Origin of the sequence: Mucilaginibacter aquatilis (assembly GCF_009755275.1) — a bacterium.
Lineage (GTDB): Bacteria > Bacteroidota > Bacteroidia > Sphingobacteriales > Sphingobacteriaceae > Mucilaginibacter > Mucilaginibacter aquatilis.
This window is the reverse complement of the sequence record NZ_WQLA01000001.1, coordinates 421517-445265: the sequence shown is the minus strand read 5'-3', so window position 1 is coordinate 445265 and position 23749 is coordinate 421517. Positions and strand designations below refer to the sequence as shown.

General features: G+C 42.7%; 17 protein-coding genes. 12 read left to right on the top strand and 5 right to left on the bottom strand.

Annotated features, from left to right (window positions below; genetic code table 11):
- Positions 1–6: 6 nt before the first annotated feature.
- Both GO816_RS02085 and GO816_RS02080 read right to left on the bottom strand, forming a co-directional pair.
- Positions 7–1419, bottom strand: a complete 1413-nt coding sequence (locus GO816_RS02085) for a CCA tRNA nucleotidyltransferase (protein ID WP_157539698.1) — start codon at positions 1417–1419, stop codon at positions 7–9.
- A 321-nt stretch (positions 1420–1740) separates the two neighbouring features.
- A complete protein-coding gene (locus tag GO816_RS02080; RefSeq protein WP_157539697.1) occupies positions 1741–4455 on the bottom strand; it encodes a M14 family metallopeptidase in 2715 nt (904 codons plus the stop codon).
- Between the two features lie 293 nt (positions 4456–4748).
- Here GO816_RS02080 and GO816_RS02075 point away from each other — a divergent pair, with 293 nt between their 5' ends.
- Complete coding sequence (locus tag GO816_RS02075) at positions 4749–5099, top strand: phosphoribosylpyrophosphate synthetase (RefSeq protein ID WP_157539696.1); 351 nt, start codon at positions 4749–4751, stop codon at positions 5097–5099.
- Between the two features lie 4 nt (positions 5100–5103).
- On the opposite strand, the gene GO816_RS02070 is transcribed toward GO816_RS02075, so the two are convergent.
- Positions 5104–5667: a hypothetical protein gene (locus GO816_RS02070; protein ID WP_157539695.1), complete on the bottom strand. Its 564-nt coding sequence runs from the start codon at positions 5665–5667 to the stop codon at positions 5104–5106.
- Positions 5668–5931: 264 nt separating this feature from the next.
- Here GO816_RS02070 and GO816_RS02065 point away from each other — a divergent pair, with 264 nt between their 5' ends.
- The 5 genes from GO816_RS02065 to trxB all read left to right on the top strand — a co-directional run bounded on the left by GO816_RS02065 (position 5932) and on the right by trxB (position 12382).
- Positions 5932–7170: a M16 family metallopeptidase gene (locus GO816_RS02065; protein WP_157539694.1), complete on the top strand. Its 1239-nt coding sequence runs from the start codon at positions 5932–5934 to the stop codon at positions 7168–7170.
- A gap of 5 nt (positions 7171–7175) precedes the next feature.
- The gene (locus tag GO816_RS02060) at positions 7176–8450 is read left to right on the top strand and encodes a M16 family metallopeptidase (protein ID WP_157539693.1); all 1275 of its coding nucleotides are present in this window, start codon (positions 7176–7178) and stop codon (positions 8448–8450) included.
- Positions 8451–8905: 455 nt separating this feature from the next.
- Positions 8906–10375: an IMP dehydrogenase gene (gene guaB / locus GO816_RS02055; RefSeq protein WP_157539692.1), complete on the top strand. Its 1470-nt coding sequence runs from the start codon at positions 8906–8908 to the stop codon at positions 10373–10375.
- 172 nt (positions 10376–10547) lie between these two features.
- The gene (locus tag GO816_RS02050) at positions 10548–11132 is read left to right on the top strand and encodes an LOG family protein (protein WP_157539691.1); all 585 of its coding nucleotides are present in this window, start codon (positions 10548–10550) and stop codon (positions 11130–11132) included.
- Positions 11133–11425: 293 nt separating this feature from the next.
- Positions 11426–12382 (top strand): thioredoxin-disulfide reductase, encoded by a 957-nt coding sequence (trxB, locus tag GO816_RS02045; RefSeq protein WP_157539690.1) that lies wholly within the window; start codon positions 11426–11428, stop codon positions 12380–12382.
- Positions 12383–12453: 71 nt separating this feature from the next.
- Here the strand turns inward: trxB and GO816_RS02040 are convergent, their stop codons facing one another.
- Entirely contained in the window at positions 12454–13074 is a 621-nt protein-coding gene (locus GO816_RS02040; protein ID WP_157539689.1) for a M949_RS01915 family surface polysaccharide biosynthesis protein, read from the bottom strand.
- A 143-nt stretch (positions 13075–13217) separates the two neighbouring features.
- Here GO816_RS02040 and GO816_RS02035 point away from each other — a divergent pair, with 143 nt between their 5' ends.
- Positions 13218–15530, top strand: a complete 2313-nt coding sequence (locus tag GO816_RS02035) for a family 20 glycosylhydrolase (RefSeq protein WP_157539688.1) — start codon at positions 13218–13220, stop codon at positions 15528–15530.
- A gap of 106 nt (positions 15531–15636) precedes the next feature.
- Positions 15637–16428, top strand: a complete 792-nt coding sequence (locus tag GO816_RS02030; protein ID WP_157539687.1) for a hypothetical protein — start codon at positions 15637–15639, stop codon at positions 16426–16428.
- A 58-nt stretch (positions 16429–16486) separates the two neighbouring features.
- Here the strand turns inward: GO816_RS02030 and GO816_RS02025 are convergent, their stop codons facing one another.
- Positions 16487–17482, bottom strand: coding sequence for an aldo/keto reductase (locus GO816_RS02025; RefSeq protein WP_157539686.1), 996 nt, complete (start codon positions 17480–17482; stop codon positions 16487–16489).
- A gap of 304 nt (positions 17483–17786) precedes the next feature.
- Here GO816_RS02025 and GO816_RS02020 point away from each other — a divergent pair, with 304 nt between their 5' ends.
- From GO816_RS02020 to GO816_RS02005, 4 genes are read left to right on the top strand one after another with little or no spacing between them, the layout of a single operon-like run.
- On the top strand, positions 17787–19739 hold the full coding sequence (locus GO816_RS02020; RefSeq protein ID WP_198171397.1) for a tetratricopeptide repeat-containing sensor histidine kinase: 1953 nt from the start codon (positions 17787–17789) through the stop codon (positions 19737–19739).
- A 46-nt stretch (positions 19740–19785) separates the two neighbouring features.
- Positions 19786–21840: a BatA domain-containing protein gene (locus GO816_RS02015; RefSeq protein ID WP_157539684.1), complete on the top strand. Its 2055-nt coding sequence runs from the start codon at positions 19786–19788 to the stop codon at positions 21838–21840.
- Between the two features lie 30 nt (positions 21841–21870).
- Positions 21871–23127, top strand: a complete 1257-nt coding sequence (locus GO816_RS02010) for a dihydroorotase (RefSeq protein ID WP_157539683.1) — start codon at positions 21871–21873, stop codon at positions 23125–23127.
- A complete protein-coding gene (locus tag GO816_RS02005; RefSeq protein ID WP_157539682.1) occupies positions 23120–23728 on the top strand; it encodes a hypothetical protein in 609 nt (202 codons plus the stop codon). Before GO816_RS02010 ends, GO816_RS02005 begins: the two co-directional genes overlap by 8 nt.
- Positions 23729–23749 lie beyond the last annotated feature (21 nt).

Below are 23749 nucleotides of genomic sequence, written 5' to 3'. Positions count from 1 at the left end.
TAAAATTTATTTTGAGTTTTCCACAACTTTTAAGCCAATTTCTTGGCCTTTCTCAATTGTGAATTTTAACGCGGCATCATAGTCGTTAGAAATTTCACCTTCGAGTATGGCTTCGCGTATCTTGCTTTTAATAATTCCAACTTCACGGCCCTCTTTAAGCCCGAATATTTTCATAATGTCGTTACCTGTAATAGGTGGCTGCCAGTTACGTACGCGGTCACGCTCTTCAACATCCTTGAGCTTTTGCTGCACAAGCTCAAAGTTTTGACGATACTTTTTTACTTTGAATTCATTTTTAGTGGTGATGTCGGCCTTGCAAAGCAACATCAGGCTTTCAATGTCATCCCCGGCTTCAAATAATAATCTTCTAACGGCCGAATCAGTTACAATTTCCTGGGTGAGTACAATTGGGCGCATGTGCAGCTGTACAAGTTTCTGTACAAACTTCATCCTGTCGTTAAGCGGTAGTTTTAGCTGGGAAAATAATTTAGGTACCCAGCGTGCACCTTTGTCTTCATGGCCATGAAACGTCCAGCCGTGTCCGGCTTCAAAGCGCTTGGTGGCAGGCTTGGCAATATCATGCAAAATGGCGCTCCAGCGCAGCCACAAATCATTTGTTGTGGCTGATATATTATCAAGTACCTGTAAGGTATGGTAAAAATTATCCTTATGGCCGCGGCCATTCACAACCTCTACGCCATGCAACGCAGCCATTTGCGGAAATATTATTTTTAAAAGGCCGGTATCAAGCATGTATTTGAAACCTACAGAAGGCTGGTTGGAAAGGATAATTTTATTCAGTTCATCAGTAACCCGCTCCTGCGATACAATGTTGATGCGGTCTTTATTGAGCTTAATAGCATCAATTGCTTTTTCATCAATTACAAAATTAAGTTGTGAGGCAAACCTTATTGCCCGCATCATGCGTAACGGATCGTCTGAGAATGTCTCTTCGGGGTTAAGCGGCGTACGGATGAGTTTGCTTTCCAAATCATCCATGCCGCCAAACGGATCAATTAATTCGCCGTATTCGGCGCCATGCAAAGCAATAGCTAAAGCGTTTATAGTAAAATCCCTCCGCTTCTGATCGTCGTCAAGCGTGCCGTTCTCTACAATAGGTTTGCGCGATTGCGAGCGGTATGATTCTTTACGTGCGCCCACAAACTCAACCTCTACGTCCTGATACTTGAGCATTGCCGTACCAAAGCTTTTAAACACCGAAACTTTAACGTTTAGCCTTCTGGCTACAGCCTCGGCAAAGTGAATGCCGTTGCCAATTACCACAACATCAATATCTTTTGAAGGGCGGTGTAAAAAAATATCACGTACAAAGCCGCCTATTGCATAAGCCTCAACCTGCTGCTCTGTTGCCAGTGCAGATATTATTTTAAATACAGGATGTTGCAAATGCTGTTTCATACTGAAGAGGGCAGTTTCCTGCGTTCAAATAAGCCGCAAATGTAATTACTAAAATGAAATTATGAAGCTTAAACTTGCGTGCAATTTTATGAGTTTAACAAAAAAAAGCCGCCCTACGTTTCGTATGGCGGCTCCTCTCCTCTGCATCTATTCTAACACTCACATTACGGCTTAGTGTAATCAAATGATGTGCCAGTTATTATTTACAGGTATAATAATGTTTACAAACAGACTTATGTACAAAATACCGAACGACTATATAAAAACAACGAAGGGGAATTGCTGCGCAGCAATTCCCCTTCGTTGGTAAATGTTTAAGTGTTATTTACCTGTAGCGTACAGTTGATTAAATAACGAGCGGAAAGTTCCGTGTGCTTGCGAACGGAAAGTAATTTCAGGGCCAAATACATAAAGCTTGCCTGCGCCAACAGGGGCAATAAATGAAGCTGCTGCGCCTTTTAAATATTTTTGCCCCCATGCCCAGCCGCTTCTTAACGGCTTTTCGGTAGCATAAGTTGCCAAGGGTTTAATGCTGCTATCATTAATGGTAAAGGCCGGGCTGCTGTCAAACATCACATTGCCGGTTGATGCCATTCCCCAGTTAGCCGGTTGCGTGGTATCATAGCTTACCTCTAATACGCTGCCCGGAATGTAAAACTTATCGCCGCTTAGCGGACGGGTTTGCCCGTTTACAGTTTCAGCTAATGCACTTGTAACCGGAAGTTTTAAGTGATAGGCAAGGTTGGCACTGCTGCCAATAGTAACTATACTGCCGCCTGCTTCTAAAAATGCTTTTAATTGCGGTACAGACTTATCGGCAGTAATGCGGCCGGTTTGATTGCGGTACTCGGCTGGCAGTTCGTCTGCATTAATGTTACGACCACCGCCAAATTCTCCAAAGCCCCCTGCGCGTGGCGTAGCTGATGAAATGGCGCCGCCAACAAATACCAACACATCAAACTTGCTTTTAAGATTGCCGCCATCTATCTCTTGTGCGTACACGCGCTCAAAATCAAAGTGTTGTTGCTCAAGCATCCAACGTACCCAGCCCGATGGTATAGAACCCCCATAGGTGTCCCACAAGCCTATGCGCAATTTTGAAACCTTAACTGCGCCCTTAGGCATCTTTGAAGCTGCTTTTGTTTTTACACCAAGGCTGGCATCTTTATCAAATACCGTTTTAGCCTGGGTTGTTGCAGGTATGTAAAATGCACCCGCCTCAGCAGGTACCCTGTAAACTTCGGCACCGGCTTTAAGCATGTCGTTTACCAGTGTAAAAGCGTTATTAATGCCTGCATCAATCAGGTAGCCTTTGGCGTTTGTGGCTACGGCCTGTGCAGGCGGTGTTTGTAATTGTCCGTAAGGCACGCGGCTTAACGGGCCATCAAAGCCATCAAGTATCCTGTCAAACTTAACACCCATTTGGTAAGCTAAAGTCCAGCCGGCATTGTCATACGGGCGAATAGGAGGGCCTCCGGGGTATTGAAAATCATTTGGGTGGTCTTGCGGTTCAAACATATCTAATATATGCGGGCGGAAAGCCTGATCGGTTTTTACTACATATGAACCTGCCGGGTAGCTTACACCGTTTACCTTAAATTCGGCAGTTGCTTTATGTATAACCAAGCCCGCACGTATAAGGGCGTTTACAAACTTAACCGCAGTTGGAAAATCAGTTTGGTTAGCCGGAATAATGTATCCGCGTGGGTCACGCAGGGTTACATCCTTTAATACCTGATCATAATACTTCACCGGTACCCCACCAAAACCACGGCCGCCAGCAGCGTTGCCTGTTGTGGGTTGATCTTTTTTATAAGCAGCGCTTATGGAGTCGGCACGTTTAGGAGATAGTGTCCAATTGTCTTTATTACCACGGTTAATGGAGTTTTTACCCATTACATACATGTTGTAAAGCATTTGGTCGCGCTGGCGCACGGCATAACCTAATACGGCGTAATTTAACGATAAGGAATAATCAATAGATTGTTTGTAGTGCCATGGCTGCGGTGTTACCGGGAAAGGCGTGTTGCTGCTGGGTATTAACCTTTCAGGCACCAGCGGTACGCTTGCCGGGGTAGGGCTGCCAATAATTTCGGTAAGCAAGCCCACCATGTTATGAAAGTAAGTGGTAGTACGCAAGCCGCCGTTCCACCAGGTTGAAAAGCTGGTGCCGTTACGTTCAGTATAACCCGGCTTGTTTTCGGCATTAAGTCTGCTGCTCATGGCTGCACCTAAAGCATCAATACTTGTTACCAGTAAAGGATCATAAACGTAATTAAACGGATCGCGGTACGGCGGACCAGCTACAACTGAACCTGCCGGGCCTGTTTGATGATGGTTATAAACAATTTGTGGTAACCACTCTAAAAATTGCTGGCGCGTAATATTCTGCGATTCTTTCATGTTCATCATGTAAAAATCGCGGTTGTTATCATGGCCAATATATTTTTCATAAAGGCGCGGAATGTTCATGTTGCGTTTGGCCGGGTCTTTTTGGCTCATATACCAGTTTGACACCAGCTCCTGCCCGTCAGGGTTTGCATGTACCAATAACACCACTGCATTATTTAAAATGCGCATGGTTTCGGCATCGGTGCGGCTTACCAGTTCGTAGGCTGTTTCAATAAGTTGATGGGTGCCCACAGTTTCGGTTGCATGAAGGCCACCATCTATCCAAACAATGGCTTTACCTTGCTCGGCCATTGATTTTGCCTGGGCATCGGTAAGGTTTTCTGCCCTTGCCAGCTTTCTCGATATGTCTTTATACTTATCAAGGTTCTTGATGTTTTCGGGCGAAGAAACAATGAGCATCCATTGGTGACGGCCTTCTTCGGTTAAGCCAATATCAACCAATTTAGTGCGTGGAGATGCCGATAGTTTTTTAAAGTAAGCTTCTGTTTGGGTGTAAGTGGCCAACTGATAGTCATCACCAATGTTAAAGCCAAAATGACTTTTAGGCGATGGAACCGTTTGAGCCTGCACCGTTGAGGTTAGCCATACAGAAATGGCTAAAGTACCAAGTAGTTTTAGTTTCATCAGGATTGTTTAAGCGTAATAGTTTCGATGCCCAATTTAAGTAAAACTCAGTTCGTTACATGTAACTTTTTTGTTGATGCGGTAATAATATAGTACGGCGCAACGTATTACCTGCAAAGCACTTAAGCCTCACTATCAGCCTCAAAGCAATGTGCTTTTAATATTTGAACTGTAAACAAGCTTAAAATGCCTGCTTAATGAGCAAAACAACTTTACTGTAATGGTGGTTAACATTATAACAACGCATTCAGCATTGCCTTAAAACTAACTTAAACACTAAACATACTACTACCATGAAAAATTATGAAACTTTAGTGGATGCCACTAACGACCTGATGCAAAGAGGATATACCGCTAACCTTAGCTTTGAAGATAACGGTAATACCATTGACGATAAAAGCAACAACGTACAAATGAATGCGGAAGACTTTGAAGTGGATGAGTTTTTTCGTTTCGAGGGTCCAAGCAACCCTTCAGATATGTCAATTGTTTACGCAATATCATCGGCAAAATACAACCTTAAAGGAGTTTTAGTTGATGCCTATGGCACATACGCTAACAACAGCTCATCTGCAATTGAAGCTAAGCTGCACCATCACCAGGTAAGTGATAACCTGCATGGCGAAGATCGCCCTAAGGAGTAAGTTATTAACTACTTTGCAATAACTTTAGCAAACGGCGGCCTGTTGCATTAATTGCCGGGCTGCCGTTTTGCATTAAAAAACGCAGCTGGTTTTGTAATTCTTCTGCAACCCAGTCATACCTTTCGCATAAATTATAAAGTACCTCTCCGGCTGATGCTTTTACGGCAACCTTAACTTTAGGGTCTATAAGCCAGTCAAAACAGCGTTCCACCATAGGCTCTAAATCTGTTTGCGCCAGCTTACTTTTAATGTTTAATGATTTATGTGCTGCTTTTGTAAAGTGCATAAATATACGCGCGTAATGCCTCTGGCAACTGTGATTGGTTATGCGGCTGCTATAATGTATAAACTCATCAATGTTTACTACATGTTTTTCGAGGTCGTTTTCAACCAAAGTATCAAGCAGCCATACAGCATGAAAAGCTATTACAGCTTCTTTGTACAGGGTAAGATTAAGCAGGTCTGTGAGTATAAAACCCTTCTCGCTAACTTGAGCGCAAAGTTCCGTAATCCATCCTTTCGCACTTCGGGCGCGCAATGCGGCAATGAGACTGTGCTCGTTAAACATTTACTGTCAAATTTATGGAACTCGTAATCAAAATATAATTTGAATGTGCTTTAAGCGCAGTGTTAAAATTACAAATTTTGCATAGGGTACCATGCTAAGATATTTATTTTGACAGTTACTACCATCATAAATGACGGGCAATCAAGCAACGTATTTTGAATGTAAACTCCCTGCAACATTCGGTAAAGTAACAAAGTCAATCCAACAAATTCGATTTTAAATGTTTTACATTTGACGCTTAACTAAAATTGTTCTTAAAATTACATGGTTAAATTCGATCGTTTTACACTGAGCAACGGCCTGCGGGTAATTGTTCATGAAGACCATACTACACCAATGGCGGTGGTTAACATTTTATATGATGTTGGTGCCCGCGATGAAAGTGCCGATCAAACCGGCTTTGCTCACTTATTTGAGCACCTGATGTTTGGCGGTTCGGTAAATATTCCTGTTTATGACGAACCGTTGCAGCGTGTAGGCGGCGAAAATAATGCCTTTACCAGTAACGATATAACTAACTACTACGTTACCCTGCCTGCCGTTAACCTCGAAACTGCCTTTTGGCTGGAGAGTGACCGTATGCTAAGTCTTGCCTTTAGCGAGAAGAGCCTTGAAGTGCAACGGAACGTAGTAATGGAAGAGTTTAAGCAGCGCTACCTCAACCAGCCGTACGGCGATGTGTGGTTGCGCCTGCGTCCGTTGGTTTATAAAACGCACCCTTACCAGTGGGCTACCATAGGTAAAAATTTGGAGCATATTGAACATGCAAAAATAGAAGATGTGAAAGCCTTTTTTAAAAAGCATTACAATCCTCAAAATGCCATTATGGTAGTTGGTGGCGATGTAACCCTGGAACAGGTAAAACAGCTTTCCGAAAAATGGTTTGCTCCAATACCCGCAGGCGAAAAATATGTGCGTAATTTGCCGCAAGAGCCCGACCAGCATGAGGAGCGCCGTGAAGTTGTTACAGCCAAAGTGCCGCTTAATGATGTTTACATTGCATTCCAGGTTCCGGCGCGTACCAACGGCGACTATTACGCTTTAGATTTGGTATCAGATATTCTTTCACGCGGACAATCATCACGCCTTTACCGTGCTTTGGTAAAAGAGCAGCCTTTATTTAGCGAAATACACGCTTACCTAACCGGTAGCTTTGATAAAGGTATGCTGGTGGTTGAAGGTAAGCCGCTTGAGAACGTAAGTATTGATGAAGCTGAAGCCGCCATTTGGCAGGAGTTGAACAAGATGTGTGATGCGCTCATTCCTGACAACGAGTTAACCAAGGTGAAGAACAAAACCGAAAGCACCATGGTGTTTGCCGAAATGGCATTGTTAGATAAGGCAATGAACCTGGCATATTACGAGCTGTTAGGCGATGCTGACCAGTTTAACAACGAAACAGATAAGTACCTGGCCGTAACAGCCGAACAAATACAGCAAGCTTGTAAAAGCATATTCCGTAAGGACAACTCATCAACCTTAATTTACCTGGCCGAAAAATAGAGCTTATGTTGAACAGAACTGTAGCGCCTGAATCGCAGGCGGTAAATCATATAAATTTAATTGAGCCGGGACATGCCGCGCTGCCAAATGGCTGCCAGGTATACTGGTTCAACTCGGGCGACCAGGACCTGGTGCGTGTGGAGTGGATTTTTAATAATCTTAGGTTTGATAAGCAAAAGCCTCTGCTAAACATGGCAGTTAATACTATGCTTACAGAAGGTACAGCTAATCTTACCGCTGCACAAATTGCTGATAGCATTGATTATTACGGCGCATTTTTGCAGGCAGAATATGGTTATGATCAATCGCAGTTAACGCTATACAGCCTTAACCGCCATTTAGAGCATACGTTGCCTGTGGTAGTTGACGTATTAACTAATAGCCAGTTCCCGCAAAATGAACTGGATACGTTTGTTCGTAACCAGCAGCAAAAGCTACAGGTTAGTTTGCAAAAAAATGATATACTGGCGCGCCGTGCCTTTAATAAGGCAGTTTATAGTGATACTATTTACGGGTTAAGTGCTAATGCTATTGATTACCAGCAGTTACAGCGTACCGATATGCTGTCGCATTTTAAACAAATGTATCAACCGGCCAATTGTACACTGGTTATATCAGGCAAGGTTGATGAAGCTACACTGCAGCAAGTTACCGGTGCCTTTGCTAACTGGCAAAACAGCTTCGAACCGGCCGATACAACGCAACCCAGCATAACTCCTGTAACTGAACGTTTCTTCTACACTGAGAAGCCCGAGGCGCTGCAATCGGCCATAAGAATGGGCTTGCCTATGGTAAACCGGTCTCACCCCGATTTTCCTGCCTTACAGGTATTAAACACCGTACTGGGCGGATACTTTGGCTCAAGGCTGATGGCTAACATTCGTGAAGACAAAGGCTACACCTATGGCATTGGTTCGGGCATATCATCACTTAAACATGGTGCGGCATTCTTTATTGCTACTGAGGTAGGTGCTGATGTTTGTCGTAGTGCTGTTGAGGAGATAGAAAAAGAAATCAATTTGCTGAGAAGCGAGCTTATATCTGAAGAGGAGCTGTCATTGGTGAAAAACTATATGCAAGGCTCTTTACTTGGAAGTTTAGAAAACGTTTTCTCACACGCTGATAAATTCAAAAACGTATATTTTTCGGGTTTAGGTTTTGATTATTATGACCGCTACACCGAGGTTATAAAAAGTATTACCGCCGAAGAACTACAGACACTTGCCAACAAGTATCTGAACTTTGATGAGTTTTATAAAGTGATAGTAGGAAAGTATTAAGGATTTCAGATTTTCGATTTCATTATAACACGTCATTGCGAGGAAGCGAGGGAAGAAGCGCCGATTTCTGAATCAGTTTGGAATATAAATTATACAATTATCCCGACTTTGCTTTGGCAGCACCGCGCAGGCTCTTTGCCTCGCAATGGCGTTTCATAATTTTGAAATCTATTAATTCAGTGATTCAGACCAACTGCAGTTTGCGTTAGGGATAGAAGTGGAAACCCCTGAAACGTAGCATAGCAAAGTGAGGAGTGGAACGGATAGCCCGGGCCGGAGGCAATGCCCGAATGGTAGTTAATATTTATTGAATGATAAAGCAAATCGGTGGTCTCATTAATCTTTATGACACGCTAACGTAAAAAGCCACCAGGTAAACCTAATTCCGAAATCACACATTCGAAATTCGAAATAAAATCATATCTTTGCCCGGCAAATAACAATAATTATTTGCCATGCAGCTCGACCCCTCCAAATTTGTTGCCGAAGGTTTAACGTATGACGATGTTCTACTTTTACCGGCATATTCAGAAGTTTTACCCCGCGAAGTTGATACCAGCTCGTATCTTACAAAAAAGATAAAACTTAATATTCCTATTGTTTCGGCGGCTATGGATACCGTAACCGAATCGCAATTGGCTATTGCTATTGCACAGGCCGGTGGTTTGGGTATGCTGCATAAAAACATGACCATTCAGCGTCAGGCCGATGAGGTGCGTAAAGTTAAACGCTCTGAAAGCGGTATGATACAAGATCCGGTTACTTTAAATGAAGATGCATTGGTATCTGATGCGTTTAAAATTATGCGTGAGTATCGTATTGGTGGAATTCCGGTTATTGATGCTGAAGGTAAACTTAAAGGTATTGTTACCAACCGCGACCTGCGTTTTCAGAAAGATATGAGCAAACCGGTACGTGACGTTATGACCAGTCAAAACCTCATTACCGCTCCGCAAGGCACCACCCTGATGCAGGCCGAAGAAATATTGCAGGATCAAAAAATTGAAAAACTTCCAGTTGTTGATACCGACGGCCGTTTATGCGGATTAATTACTTTTAAAGATATTCAGAAATTTAAAAATTACCCTATTGCCTGTAAAGACGAGCATGGGCGTTTACGCGTAGGTGCTGCCGTTGGCGTTACAGCCGACACCATGGACCGTGTTGATGCCCTGGTTAAAGCAGGTGTTGACGTTATTGCTATTGATACGGCTCATGGTCACTCTAAAGGCGTAATTAATCAATTGAAAGCTGTAAAAGCTAAATACCCCGATTTACAGGTTATTGCCGGCAATATAGCCACAGGCGATGCAGCCCGTGCATTGGCTGACGCAGGTGCAGATGCAGTTAAAGTAGGTATTGGTCCGGGTAGTATTTGTACCACACGTATTATTGCCGGCGTAGGTGTACCACAATTATATGCTGTTTACGAGTGTGCTAAAGCCTTAGAAGGTACAGGCGTTCCGGTAATTGCCGATGGTGGTATAAAACACACTGGCGATATTGCTAAGGCTATTGCTGCCGGTGCAGGCTCAATTATGGCAGGTTCATTATTTGCCGGTGTAGAAGAATCTCCGGGCGAAACCATTATTTATGAAGGCCGTCGTTTTAAATCATATCGCGGTATGGGTTCTATCGAAGCCATGGAATCAGGCTCAAAAGACCGTTACTTTCAGGATGTGGAAGATGATATTAAGAAACTGGTACCTGAGGGTATAGTTGGCCGTGTGCCATTTAAAGGTACATTGGCAGAGGTTGCTTACCAGTTTGTGGGTGGTTTAAAAGCCAGTATGGGTTATTGTGGCGCTAAAAACATTGAAGCTTTGCAAAAAGCCCGGTTTGTACGCATCACAGCTGCCGGTATCCGCGAATCGCACCCACACGATATTACGATTACTAAAGAGGCGCCAAATTACACAAGGTAGTTTCTTTGGTTATTAGGTTATCGTATAACGGTAAAAAGAACTTTTAACATAGGGAAGCTGTCATTTCGACGAAGGAGAAATCTTTTCAAAGTAATTAGCTCATTAATTCAAAAGAATCTTCCCTTCGTCGAGATGACAATGCGTTCAATATCTATAAACCAATTATTAACAAATGAAATCACTCGCCATATTCTGCGGCGCTAACTTTAACGGCGACCCTAAACTGACTGAAGCCGTAGATTTGCTGGCCGATGTAATGGTGAGCCGCAACATATCATTGGTATTTGGCGGCGGAAGGGTAGGAGTAATGGGTATGATTGCCGATGCCGTGATGCAAAAAGGCGGAACCGCTGTTGGTGTGATTCCCGAATTTTTGATGGCTAAGGAGGTTGGGCATACCGGCCTTACCGAACTTCACGTGGTAGAAAATATGCATCAGCGTAAACAACTGATGGCTTCCCTGTGCGATGGCTTTATAATGTTGCCCGGTGGCTTTGGCACTCTCGAAGAGTTTTTTGAGGTGCTTACCTGGTTACAACTGGGCCTGCATCAAAAACCAATAGGCATACTCAATACCGGTGGATTTTACGATTTGTTGCTGCAACAAATGGATGTAATGGTAGAGCAACGCTTTTTAAAGCCTGCCAACCGCGAGCTGGTTTTAACATCGGTAAGCCCTATTGAGCTGGTTGACCTTATGATGAATTTTAAAGCTGAACCAGACGATGTGTGGTTTAAAGATCGTAATCTTACCTAACATATAAAAGGCAGCTATTGAATAGCTGCCTTTTGTTTTTTGAGCCAGGCGGCCACATTGTATCGCTTACACAAATAAATTATCGTCATTATTATCATAGCCGCTCCTTATCCTCCTCGTTGTAATGAATTTAATATAAACCCGTTTACGCATTTATTTCGTGGTTTGTTTTACTATTTGATTTAAACGACTATTATAATCACTTTCTCATAAAAGAGTTGCGCTCAACTGACGGTACAGCGTTTGCGGTATGGCTTTAAAAGCTTATTTTTGTTCGTTAAAATATTTCGCTGATGTCTCAAGATACTGAACACGTTAAATGCCTTATTATAGGTTCGGGCCCCGCAGGGTATACTGCTGCTATTTATGCAGCCCGTGCCGATTTAAAACCCGTTTTGTACACCGGCATGCTGGCCGGCGGTCAGTTAACGCAAACTACCGACGTAGAAAATTTTCCGGGTTATCCTAGCGGCATTATGGGCCCTGAAATGATGGAAGATTTCCGCAAGCAGGCCGAACGTTTTGGTACGGACATCCGCTTTGGATATGTTAGTTCGGTTGATTTTTCAAGTATGCCGCACAAAATGGTGGTTGATGAAGTTAAAACCATAACGGCCGATACCGTAATTATCTCTACAGGTGCATCTGCAAAATGGTTAGGCCTCGAGTCTGAGCAAAAATATAATGGCTTTGGCGTTTCAGCCTGTGCTGTATGTGACGGGTTCTTTTTCCGGGGACAGGATATTGCCATTGTAGGCGCGGGTGATACTGCTGCCGAGGAGGCTACGTACCTTGCAAAACTTTGCCGCAAGGTATACATGCTGGTTCGTAGGGATGAATTCCGCGCCTCAAAAGCTATGGTTACCCGTGTACAAAACACGCCTAATATTGAAATTCTATATAACACCGAAACCAAGGAAATCTTAGGTAATGAAACGGGTGTTAACGGTGTTGCCGTTTTCAACAACCAAACAGGAGAGAAAAAAACACTTGATGTTACCGGCTTCTTTGTAGCTATTGGTCACCACCCCAACACCGATATTTTTAAAGGTGTAATTGATATGGACGAAACGGGCTATATATTAACCAAACCGGGCACAACCCAAACCAACATTGAAGGCGTATTTTGCTGTGGCGATGCGCAAGACAATGTTTACCGTCAGGCTGTAACCGCTGCAGGTACCGGCTGTATGGCAGCTTTAGATGCCGAACGTTATTTAGCCGCTAAAGAAGCGGAGGAATTAGTTTAAATCCCAACAAGCCCTTCTTAAGTGAAGACATAAAACAAAAGGCCACTCTTTTTAAAGAGTGGCCTTTTGTTTTATTCCCATTTCTGCTTTACGTTTTTATTCCAAAGTGCGATAGCATATCGTTTAAAAGCGGGCGCCGACTTTTTAAATGCCGGATCCATAGTGTACTTACCACCATAAAAGTTTTTTGGTGATATTTCAACTTTAGTTGTTCCGCGCATAGCGTGCTTTTTGCCGCCTTCGTACATAATAAGTTTCATATTATCAGGGCTTATATCTCCGCGGCAGGCAGTTTGATATAGCATCCAAACTTCGGCAATACCATTTTTATCTAAATCGGTTACTGCAAAGCTTCCGGGCACAAACTTGGCCTTAATGTCAACCGGGCACTCGTCTACAAAATCTTTTACCTGCCAAACAGGTACCGTTGTATTACCGGTTACCTTGTAACAATAGGCATATAAGGCAGCCTTACCCATATCATCTTCCTTGCTATTAGTAATCCCTGTTTCGGTTGTAAAAGTTACATAGGTGCCGCTTTCATCGGTAAATTGCATGGCTTTAGTCAATTTACCACTGTATTTTATTACCGGTGGTATCATACCCGCAGCTAAAGGTTTGGTTTTAATTTGAGCAGTTGTTGTGTTTAGTGTACCCGTTAATAATAAGGCAGCTATTAATAATTGCTTCATGATTTTATGTTATGTACCAATAACAAGCTTTACAGTAAAAAGTCAGCAGCGCTAATCCATTTTTTACCTTATAAATTTATGGCTAAACATTAAAATCTTTTAACTTCACCATTCGTTATAAATCAAACTGATTGAATCCTTATATGATCATCAAGAAACATTTACTATTATATATATCGGCATTGCTAACCACGGGTTATGTGAACGCACAAACCGCCGCACCCGATCCTAATATGGGCATAATACCTGCACCGGTGAGTGTACAAAAACAGGTGGGAACATTTGTATTGAGTCAGGAAACTGCCATCCAGGCTGATTCTACTGATAATAAAGCTGTTCAATTTTTAAGTAGCTATCTGCAAAATAAGTTCGCCTTAAAAAATAGAGTGCAGCACTACAAAGGGGGTACGGCTACTAATGCAATTATATTAACCACAGCCGGTACGGAAAACCTGCCTGCTGAAGGGTACCGATTAACCATAGCTCCGCAACAAATAACTATTGCCGGTAAAGGAGCTGGTTTATTTTACGGGGTGCAAAGCTTAATACAAATGCTGCCGCTTGAGCGTGCAGCAACAGCAAAATTACCATGTGCCCGTATTGAAGATTACCCGCGCTTTGGCTACAGGGGTTTGCATCTTGATGTATGCCGTCATTTTTTTTCGGTGGAATTTTTGAAGCGCTATCTTGATTTGATGGCCTCTTATAAACTCAACAGGTTTCACTGGCATTTAACTGACGACCAGGGCTGGCGTATTGAAATCAAAAAATATCCACGCTTAACCTCAGTGGGTAGCATGCGTGCTCAAAGCCTTATTGGCAACTATCACGACCGTATGCCACAGCAATTTGATGGTATGCCCGTAAGCGGTTATTACACACAAGATCAAATACGTGATGTTATTGCTTATGCCCAAAGCAAGTATATCACCATTATACCCGAAATTGAAATGCCGGGTCATGCTATGGCCGCACTGGCCGCTTACCCCGAGCTTAGCTGCGATCCTAAACTTGATTACAAGGTTGCCGAAACATGGGGCGTGTTTAATAACATATTTTGCCCAACCGAGAAAACTTTCAGCTTTTTGCAGGATGTACTGACCGAAGTAATTGACCTGTTCCCGAGTAAATACATCCACATTGGTGGCGATGAAGCGCCCAAGGTGGTTTGGAAGTCATCGCCCGATGCGCAGGCACTCATCAAAAAACTGAAGCTGAAAGATGAGCACGAATTGCAAAGCTACTTTATACAGCGTATTGAAAAGTTTGTAAACAGCAAAGGTCGCAGCATTATAGGTTGGGATGAGATTTTAGAAGGTGGCTTAGCGCCAAATGCAACAGTTATGAGCTGGCGAGGCGAGGCCGGTGGTATTGCAGCAGCCAAACAAAATCATACCGTAATTATGACGCCAAGCAGCTCAGGGTATTATTTTGATCATTCGCCGGCACGGTCAGATTTGGAACCGTTAGGCATCGGCGGTTTTGCGCCATTGTCAAAAGTATATGCTTACAACCCGGTATCATCGCAAATACCGGCAGCGCAGCAAAAGTTTGTAATGGGGGTACAGGCTAACCTATGGACAGAGTATATTACCACCGAAAACAAGGTGGAGTACTTAGTGCTGCCACGCTTAATGGCACTATCAGAAGTGGCCTGGACTCCTTTGGCCAATAAAAACTATACCGATTTTAATGAAGCCCGTATACCTAAACACCTGGCGTGGTTTGACGCCAATAAGTTCAATTATCGCGTGCCAACGGCTTTAGGTGCAAAAGATACTGCTTACACCGCACAGCAACTAACGGTTAATTTAAAGGTACCTGTTAACGGAGCCAAAATATATTACAGCATTGATGGTTATGATCCTAACGAAACTAACGAGGTGTATACACGACCGTTCACGTTAAATATTCCGTCTGATCAATACCGTGAGCTTAAAACTATCGTTATAACTCCATCAGGTAAACGCAGTTTAATAACACGAACGCTGGTTACAAATAACACACCCTTACCTGCGGTAACGTTTACAGGTAAACAGCCGGGCGTTAAATACGAGCTTGTTGCAGGCTTATTTACCAGTACAGGGCAGTTAGACGGAGCAAGGGTGCTTGATACCGGCGTAACTAAAACATTTAATACAGCAGCGTTTAAAAAAGCCAACCGTACGTTTGGTGTTACCTATGAGGGATACTTTAATGTAGATGCTGATGGCAAGTACATTTTTTCGACCCAGAGCGATGATGGTTCAGTAATTTACGTTGATGATACCATGGTGGTTGATAACGATGGCAAGCACAGTTTGTATGAGCAGCCGGGGGAGGTACTATTGCAAAAAGGTATGCATAAATTTACCCTTAAGTATTTTGAAGCCGGGGCTTTTAGTACTTTGAGAGTGTACTTAACTATGCCGGGTAAGCCTAAGGGTGAGTTTTCGGCAACATCTTTAGTATATTAGCTGTAGTAACCTTTCTCACTTGGGAAAGGGTTGCTGCAAAAACCTGATTAATTAACTGTAAAATTAAACTTTTAGCTCTTTCACTTTGAAAGGGCTACCAAAGCTTATGAACTTCAAGTACTATTTATACATGGTAGCGGGTTTAGCAACTGCTGTTACCGGCTGCAAAAATACTGCATCTGATAACAAAGAATCAGAAGTTGCAGCACCTGTGGCCACGGCAGCACCTAAATTACAGCAGCCATTCAGGTACCATAAAACTATTGAGGTTGCACCCGGACTGTACTATGACGTACTAGGCTGGGGCAGAGGCTCGGAATTGGTTGGTGCATATCAAATCTTACGGTCTGATTCGGCATCGGCAAAATACACCACAACCACGGGCGATTATGATGGGCGTATAGTAGATGTATTTAATTCTGATATGGACACCGATGGTAACCCTGAAATTTTCATTCATACCCAGGCTGCCGACAGCACTAACTACGCTGAAGTATTTGCATTTGAATATAATGACGACAGATCGCGCAAGCTGGATTTTCCGCGCTTAACCCGTTCGCAGCGTAAGGGGTATCGTGGTAATGATAACTTTTTTATAAAAGACGGTAACCTCATGCGCGAGTTTGACGTTTTTGACGAAGAGGATACGCTTGCCAAAAAGCCCATTCAAAAACGCTTAATTGAGTACAGCTTGCGCGGAAATTCATTATCGGCAAGTCAGGTAAATAAAGATTCAACTGACAATAAGCAAACCGAAACTACAGCTGTTGCCGATCAACCTAAGCGACAAACAAGATCATCATCCAATAACCGATCAAGCACACGCAAATCTTCATCGTCAAAAAAGAAGACAGCTGCTAAGAAGGAAACCAGAAAGAAAAGAAGAAGGCACAGATAGTTTATCCTCGATTTAAGATAAACTATCTGTGCCTCCAAAAAGGGTGGAAACGTCGCTATTAATCTACAATCTCTACCTTTTCTAACTCGCCGTTTATAAACGCAATCTCATCAGCGGTAAGTTTTACTTCAATTGCTTTGGCATTTTGTGAAGCTTGCTCGGCATTGCGGGCACCAACAAGTGCAACGGTAATGCCGGGGCGCTCAATTGTCCATCGTATTACCAATTGCCCTAAGGTTGCATTCTTATCATCAGCCAACGGTTTAATTTTATTCAGAAACTCGTTGGTGCGTTTAATGTTCTCTTCTTTAAAAAACTTTACACCCGCACGGTGGTCGCCTTCACTAAACTTATGCCCTGGTTTTATTTTACCTGTAAGCAGGCCACGTTCCATAGGGCTATAAGCTAAAATGCTCTTGTTGTTCTCCATACAATATGGAACAATATCTGCCTCAATTTTACGATTAACCATGCTGAATGGTACCTGGTTTGACGCCAGAGTTATGGTTTGCTCAGACTCCTGCATTTGCGCAACGCTGTAATTACTAACACCCGCTTCGCGTATTTTTCCCTGTTCTTTAAGTTGTATTAAAGCTTCCATGGTTTCAGCAATAGGAGTGCTTTCGTCGGGCCAGTGAATTTGCAGTAAATCAATATAATCGGTACCCAGGCGTTTAAGGCTGTCTTCACATTCTTTAATTATGCTTTCTTTACCGGCGTATTTATAAATGTCAATGTCTTTGCCCGAGTTATCTTTCGATTTAAAACCAAATGTCCCTTTGGCCAAATCCCAACGCATGCCAAATTTAGTAAGTATTTGCACCTTATCGCGCTGCAAATCTTTTATGGCCCGGCCAACCAGTTCCTCACTTTTTCCCTGCCCGTAAATAGGGGCGGTATCAATGCTGGTAATGCCCAAATCATATGCGGCTTGCATAGCTTCAATAGCCTCCTTATCATCGTTTCCACCCCACATCCATCCCCCGGCAGCCCAGGCTCCGAAAGTAATTGCCGAAACTTTAAGATCGGTTTTGCCTAAATTTCTGTATTCCATAACATTTAAATATAGGTTTAAACATAGCATTGGTATTAAAGTTGCAATAAAAGGAAAATGAGCACATAAAACCTAAGGTTGTGATTCAGTTTTGTTCACATATGAAACATTTACAGTCGTTTAATATTTTTATAGGTGATTACTAAAAGGGTGTTACCAAATTTTATATGGTTAGCATATCAGTTTTTGTAATCTCAAATGACGGCTTGCTGCTTTAAAATGGTGTTATCAACACGGAGTTTAGCAGGTGTTTAAATAAATTTATAACTAACTAAGTACATATTTTATGCGGTTAAGGAACCGTGTGTCTAAATACATAATAATAAAGTATTGCCTGGTATTATGGGGAGCATTTTTGCTCTCGTCTCAGGTTTTCGCACAGCAAACAATACAAATACGTCCGCGTATAGCGGCACATATAGATTCATTAAACGATGTTATTTATCCGCGGGTAAAGCAAGATGCCGGAAAAGCCTTCGCTATTTTAAACGAAGCCGAAATGCTGGCCTCGCAGTATAAATACACTACGGGGCTTGCGGTAGCTTATCTCAATCAGGCTGATTTGCTTAACCAGCAAGGCTACTCTAAAAGGGCACTTGAGCTATATTACCGTTCTATGCAGCTCAGCCAGGTTAATAACGATATTTATAACGCTGCCCGCGCCGAACAATACATTAGCGTTATAAAGCGCGACGATGGTAATTTTGCAGAAGCAGAAAAGTTACTGAATCATACACTTAGCGTTTTCAAGGCGCTCAATAAGCCTAATGATATCATAAACGCTTTATTGAAGCTCGGTTTACTTAAAACCGAACAAAAGGACTACCCTAAGGCGCTTGAGTACTTTAACCAGGCCGAAAAACTCAGTATAAGTTCTAATTACCTGTACGGAAAAAAGAAAAGCTTTTACAATCGTGCATTGCTTTACCAAAAGCTAAGCGAGCCCGATTCTGCAATTGTAAACCTTAATAAGGCACTGGCAATTGATGTTTCATCGGGAGACGAATTGGGCCAGGCACAGTCATACCTGGAGTTGAGCCGTATTTACAAAGGTAACGACAATAAGGATCAGGCTGAAAAGTATGCACGACTGGCTTACGCCGCTGCTGATAGCGCACAGGCTCCGTCGTTATTACGCAACGCAGTGCAGTTGTTGTTGCGCATTAGCCGTGCCCGTTTAAATAAAGATGCCGTTATACAATGGCAGGAAGAACTGATTTTTATTGACAATGAGATAGCTGAACGTGAGCGCCGCGAATCAAATAATTTTATTGACGCTTTACGTGCACAGGAGGAAGAGCAACTAAAGGTACAGCAACGGGTGCTTGAGGTAAGCCGTAAAACCGAACAGCAGAAAACCCTTATAGCGCTTTATACAGGCTTTTTGCTGGTATTTGTGGTAATAGTGTTTATGCTGAGCTATAACTATAAAAAGGCAAAGCGCTACAGTTACGAGCTCAATCTGCGTAAAGAGAAAATAGAACAACAGGTGAGTTTGCTTGATAAGCTCAATAACGATATTATGCAAACCAACAAACAGTTGGAAGATGATAATGAGCTCAAGAGTAAACTACTTTCTATCATAACTCATGATTTACGTAAGCCACTTGCCAATACGCAAAGCATTATTCATTTGGTAAACATGGATTTGGTTACGCAGGATGAGGCGCGGGAATTATTCATTCAGCTGGAGGCGCAGTATAACCGCGTAATTACTTTAACCGATAACCTTTTGTTTTGGATACGCGGACAAGTTAGCGGCGCAGCTGTCGAGCTTAAGCCGGTAAACCTGCACTCCGTAGCCGATGACATAATTGAAGAGCAAAAAATACCATCAAACGACAAGAAGATAACGATTTACAACCGGGTTGATGAAGACATGAACTGGATGACAGAGACGGAAACCATCCGCATAGTGTTTCGTAACCTGCTTAATAATGCCATTAAATTTACGCCAGAGGGTGGTAGCATTGAAGTTTACTCTGCCGTAACTGACACTGAAACCTGCGTTACCGTTAAAGATAGCGGTATTGGTATAAGTGCCGATGTAATTAGCCGTATAAATGGCGAAAATTACTACACCACCAAGGGTACCCAAAATGAAGAGGGAAGTGGTTTTGGTTTAATGCTCATTCGTGATTTGTTAAAAAAACATAACGGCGCGCTTAAAATAGCCAGCGAACCTGGCAAAGGTAGCGCCTTTACCATAAGCTTTCCCATACGCACGTTAATTGCTAATAGCCGGTTTGTAAGTTAAGGTAAGAGGGTTATATTTGTTTACTGCGCCTGTAAAAATATAATCCATGCACTTTGTATCGCCTTACTTTTTGTTTGCACTAACCTCCCTTGCCATACCGGTGTTGGTGCATCTATTTAATTTCAGGCGGTATCAAAAGGTGTATTTCAGCAATGTGCAATTTTTGAAGGAGGTAAAAGAGCAGCAATCATCGCGGCGCAACCTGCGTGAGCGTCTTGTACTTGCAAGCCGCTTATTAGCCTTGTTTTTCCTGGTACTTGCGTTTGCCCGGCCTTACATTGCAGCACAAAAAACCGTTACACCTGGTACGCAGCAAGTAGTAAGTATTTTTGTAGATAATTCTTACTCCATGCAAAGCCTTAACGCCGAAGGTAGTTTGCTTGATGAGGCAAAGCGGCGTGCTAAAGAAATTGCTTCAGCATACAATATTAATGATCGTTTTCAACTTTTGACGCAAGACTTTCAAGGTCGGCACCAGCGTTTGCTTAATCGAGATGAGTTTAATGATGAAGTAGATGCTATTAAAATCAGCCCACAAAGCCGCACGCTTGCACAAATTAATGCAAGGCAGCAAAGTTTACTCAGCACTAACGGGAGCTCACCAAAATCAGCATATATTATATCCGACTTTCAAAAGCTGGCAACAGGAAAGGACGGAATAAAAGGCGATGACAATTTGCATACCCAACTCCTGCAAATACGTGCCAACACCATTGCCAATGTTGCGGTTGATTCGGTTTGGATGATTGGCGCTGTGCATAGGCCGGGCGAAACTGAAAAAATAGTGGTGAAGCTGCACAACTACGCGGCACAAGATGCCAAAGGCGTACCGCTTAAATTATTGATAAACGGTGAGCAAAAGGCCTTGGGCAGTTACAGCATTCAGGCACGTAAAACCAGGCAAGACACGCTTACATTTTCGGGCTTGCAGCCGGGCTGGCAACAAGGTCAAATTCAGCTGCAGGACAACCCCGTAACGTTTGATAACAGTTTTTACTTTACATTTAACGTTAAGCAAAAAATGCCCTTACTGCTGGTAAATGGTGGTATGCCAAACAACTATTTGCAGGCCGCATTTAAAGCTGATGATTTTTTTGCCCCTGTTAATACTACTGACGGAAGTATAAATTACTCTGGCTTATCAGGCTATTCCTTAATTGTGATGAGCGATGTAAAAACTATATCGGCCGGTATGGCGCAACAACTTAAAGCTTTTGTAAGTGAAGGCGGTACGCTAGCCGTTTTTCCGGCTAATGAGGCTAATATGCAAAGCTACCGCAGTTTTTTGCAATCTGCCGGGGCCGGCTACCCCGCATCGTTAAATACCGAAGCAACAAGGGTAAGTACCTTAAACACAAAAAATGCATTGTTTAAAAGTGTTTTTGAAGATGCACCGCAAAACCCTGATTTGCCTGTTGTGAAAAAGTATTACCGCATTGAGGCCTCTACACAAGCCAACGCCGAGGCATTGATGGAACTCCCCGGCCGTCAGCCATTCTGGATTGGGTATCGCAGTGGAAACGGAAAAATATACGTATCGGCAGTGCCGTTGAGTGAAGATTATAGTAACCTGCCGCGCCATGCTTTGCTTTTGCCTGTTTTATTCAGGATGGCGTTGTTAAGTGGGCACGATCAGCCTTTATATTACACTATTGATGATAACCAGGCCATTGAAACTATACCGTTACTGGCAAGTGATAAGCAAATCGTGAAGCTGGTTAACGGCAAACAAACGTTCATTCCTGATGTAAGGCAGCAGGAAGGCGGTACCATGCTTTACCTTGCCGATCAGATACGACAGCCCGGCAATTACGAGCTAAAAAAACAGGATAGTACGGCAGCTGTGTTAGCTTTCAATCACAACAGGAGCGAATCTGACTTAAGCTATTTGGATAAAAGTGAGCTTGAACGCCTCATTCCTAATAACGCAAAAGTTATACAGCCTGGTAAAGCATCGGTTAAAGACACAATATCAGCTTCAAATTTAGGCCTGCAATTATGGAAACTTTGTATAATTTTGGCACTGATTTTTGTGGCAGCCGAAATATTGCTTTTGCGGTATTACCGTGTAAATAACAAGCAGGTTTCAGGTCTGGTATGATACACTTTCAAAAACAAAAGCCAACTCTACATGAATTTGCTCATTAAGCATGCCACCATTCTACACCCCGGTTCAACACTTAATAATCAAACAGCTGATATTTTAATTGAAAATGGCGTTATTAAAAGCATAGGCACCGTCATTAATGCCGATGCCGAGGTTTTTGATGCGCAGGGCTGCTATATATTACCGGGTTTTTTTGATTTGAACTGCAATGTTGGCGAGCCCGGGTTTGAAACCAAAGAAGATTTGGTAAGCGGCCTTAAAGCTGCCGCCGCAGGTGGATTTACAGGCTTAGCTGTAATGCCTCAAACTGAGCCTCCGGTACATTCAAAAACTGAGGTTGAATATTTGGTAAACCGCTCAAAAGGAAACCTGGTTGACGTATATCCGTTAGGTACCATTTCGCAAAAGCGTGAGGGTAAAGACATGGCCGAAATGTACGATATGTTTAAAAGCGGTGCCAAAGCTTTTACCGACGGTAATAACCCGGTAAAAGATGCCGGTTTAATGGAGCGTGCGTTGTTATATGCAAAAGGCTTTGGCGCGTTAATTTTTTCATATCCCGAAGATGTGGCCATTGCAGGTAAAGCAAAGGTAAACGAAGGGGTGGTGAGTACGTTGCTTGGCATGAAGGGAATACCCTCACTGGCCGAAGAGCTTATGATAGCACGCGATCTTTATCTTGCCGAATACACAGATTCGCCTATACATTTTAGTACTATATCAACAGCGCGTTCAGTTGATCTTATTCGCGAGGCAAAAGCTAAAGGTTTGAAAGTTACCTGTGATGTTGCCGTGCATCATTTGGTTTTAACAGATGAAGCTTTGCTTGGATTTGACAGCAATTACAAAGTCAAACCACCATTGCGTACCCAAGCCGATGTTGATGCACTCATTCAGGGTTTAAATGATGATACCATTGATGCCATTGTATCCCAACATACTCCACACGAAATTGAATTTAAAGAGGTTGAGTTTGAAATTGCTGCGTACGGTATAACCGGCTTGCAAACAGTATTGCCCCTTGCGCTAAAAGCCGGATTAACCCCCGAAGCTATTGTCAGCAAACTTGCTGTTAATCCGCGAAGCATACTCAAAGTAGCTTTGCCCGGGTTAGCTGAAGGCGACAACGCAAACTTTGTACTCTTTAATGCTGAAACAGAATGGGAGTTTAATAAACAAACGAACCAGTCAAAGTCAGCCAATTCACCGTTTATGGGCCAAACGCTTAAAGGCAAGGTAATGTTAACCTGCAATAATAACCAGGTACTAAAATTTGCGTAAAGTATTGAGGTGGCTGGTTTATATTTCATTAATTTTTTGTGCCGAAGTAGCGCAGTCACAAAATATTGATGCCAGTAGCCGCAGCAGGCAACTTAAGATTTATTTTGATAAAGGGTTTGTACATAAAAAGAAGGACTCGCTAACCTATCAAAAGCTGTTCTTTAATACGTTCCCGGGTAGTTTTGCCACCTTTGATGACGTTTTTGGATATGACGACAAAAAGGGTGCTGCACCGTTATACAATGAGGCAAATCAATACACCGACAAGCTTTTTAATACTAAATCCGTTAAGGTAAATGATAAAGCGCGCAAGCTTATCCATATTGCTTTAAACGGAAGGTGGGATGCTGATGCAATAAGTCATTTTCAATACAAGCTCCACCAATTTGTTACAGGTAACTTTGCAACTTTTTTGTTTGAGCTTAACAAAATGAACAGTGCCGAAATTGAATCGGTGTGGAAGTTTTGCTTTGATGTAGAGTCGGCGGGGTACCGAAAAAAATTATACGAAGATATGTTTAACCGGCTTGGTAAAAACCAGGCTATGATACAAATTCTGTTCTCGGCATATAAAAAGGCCACTTCAGAACAAATTCACTAAATAAACTGTAGATATTTAACC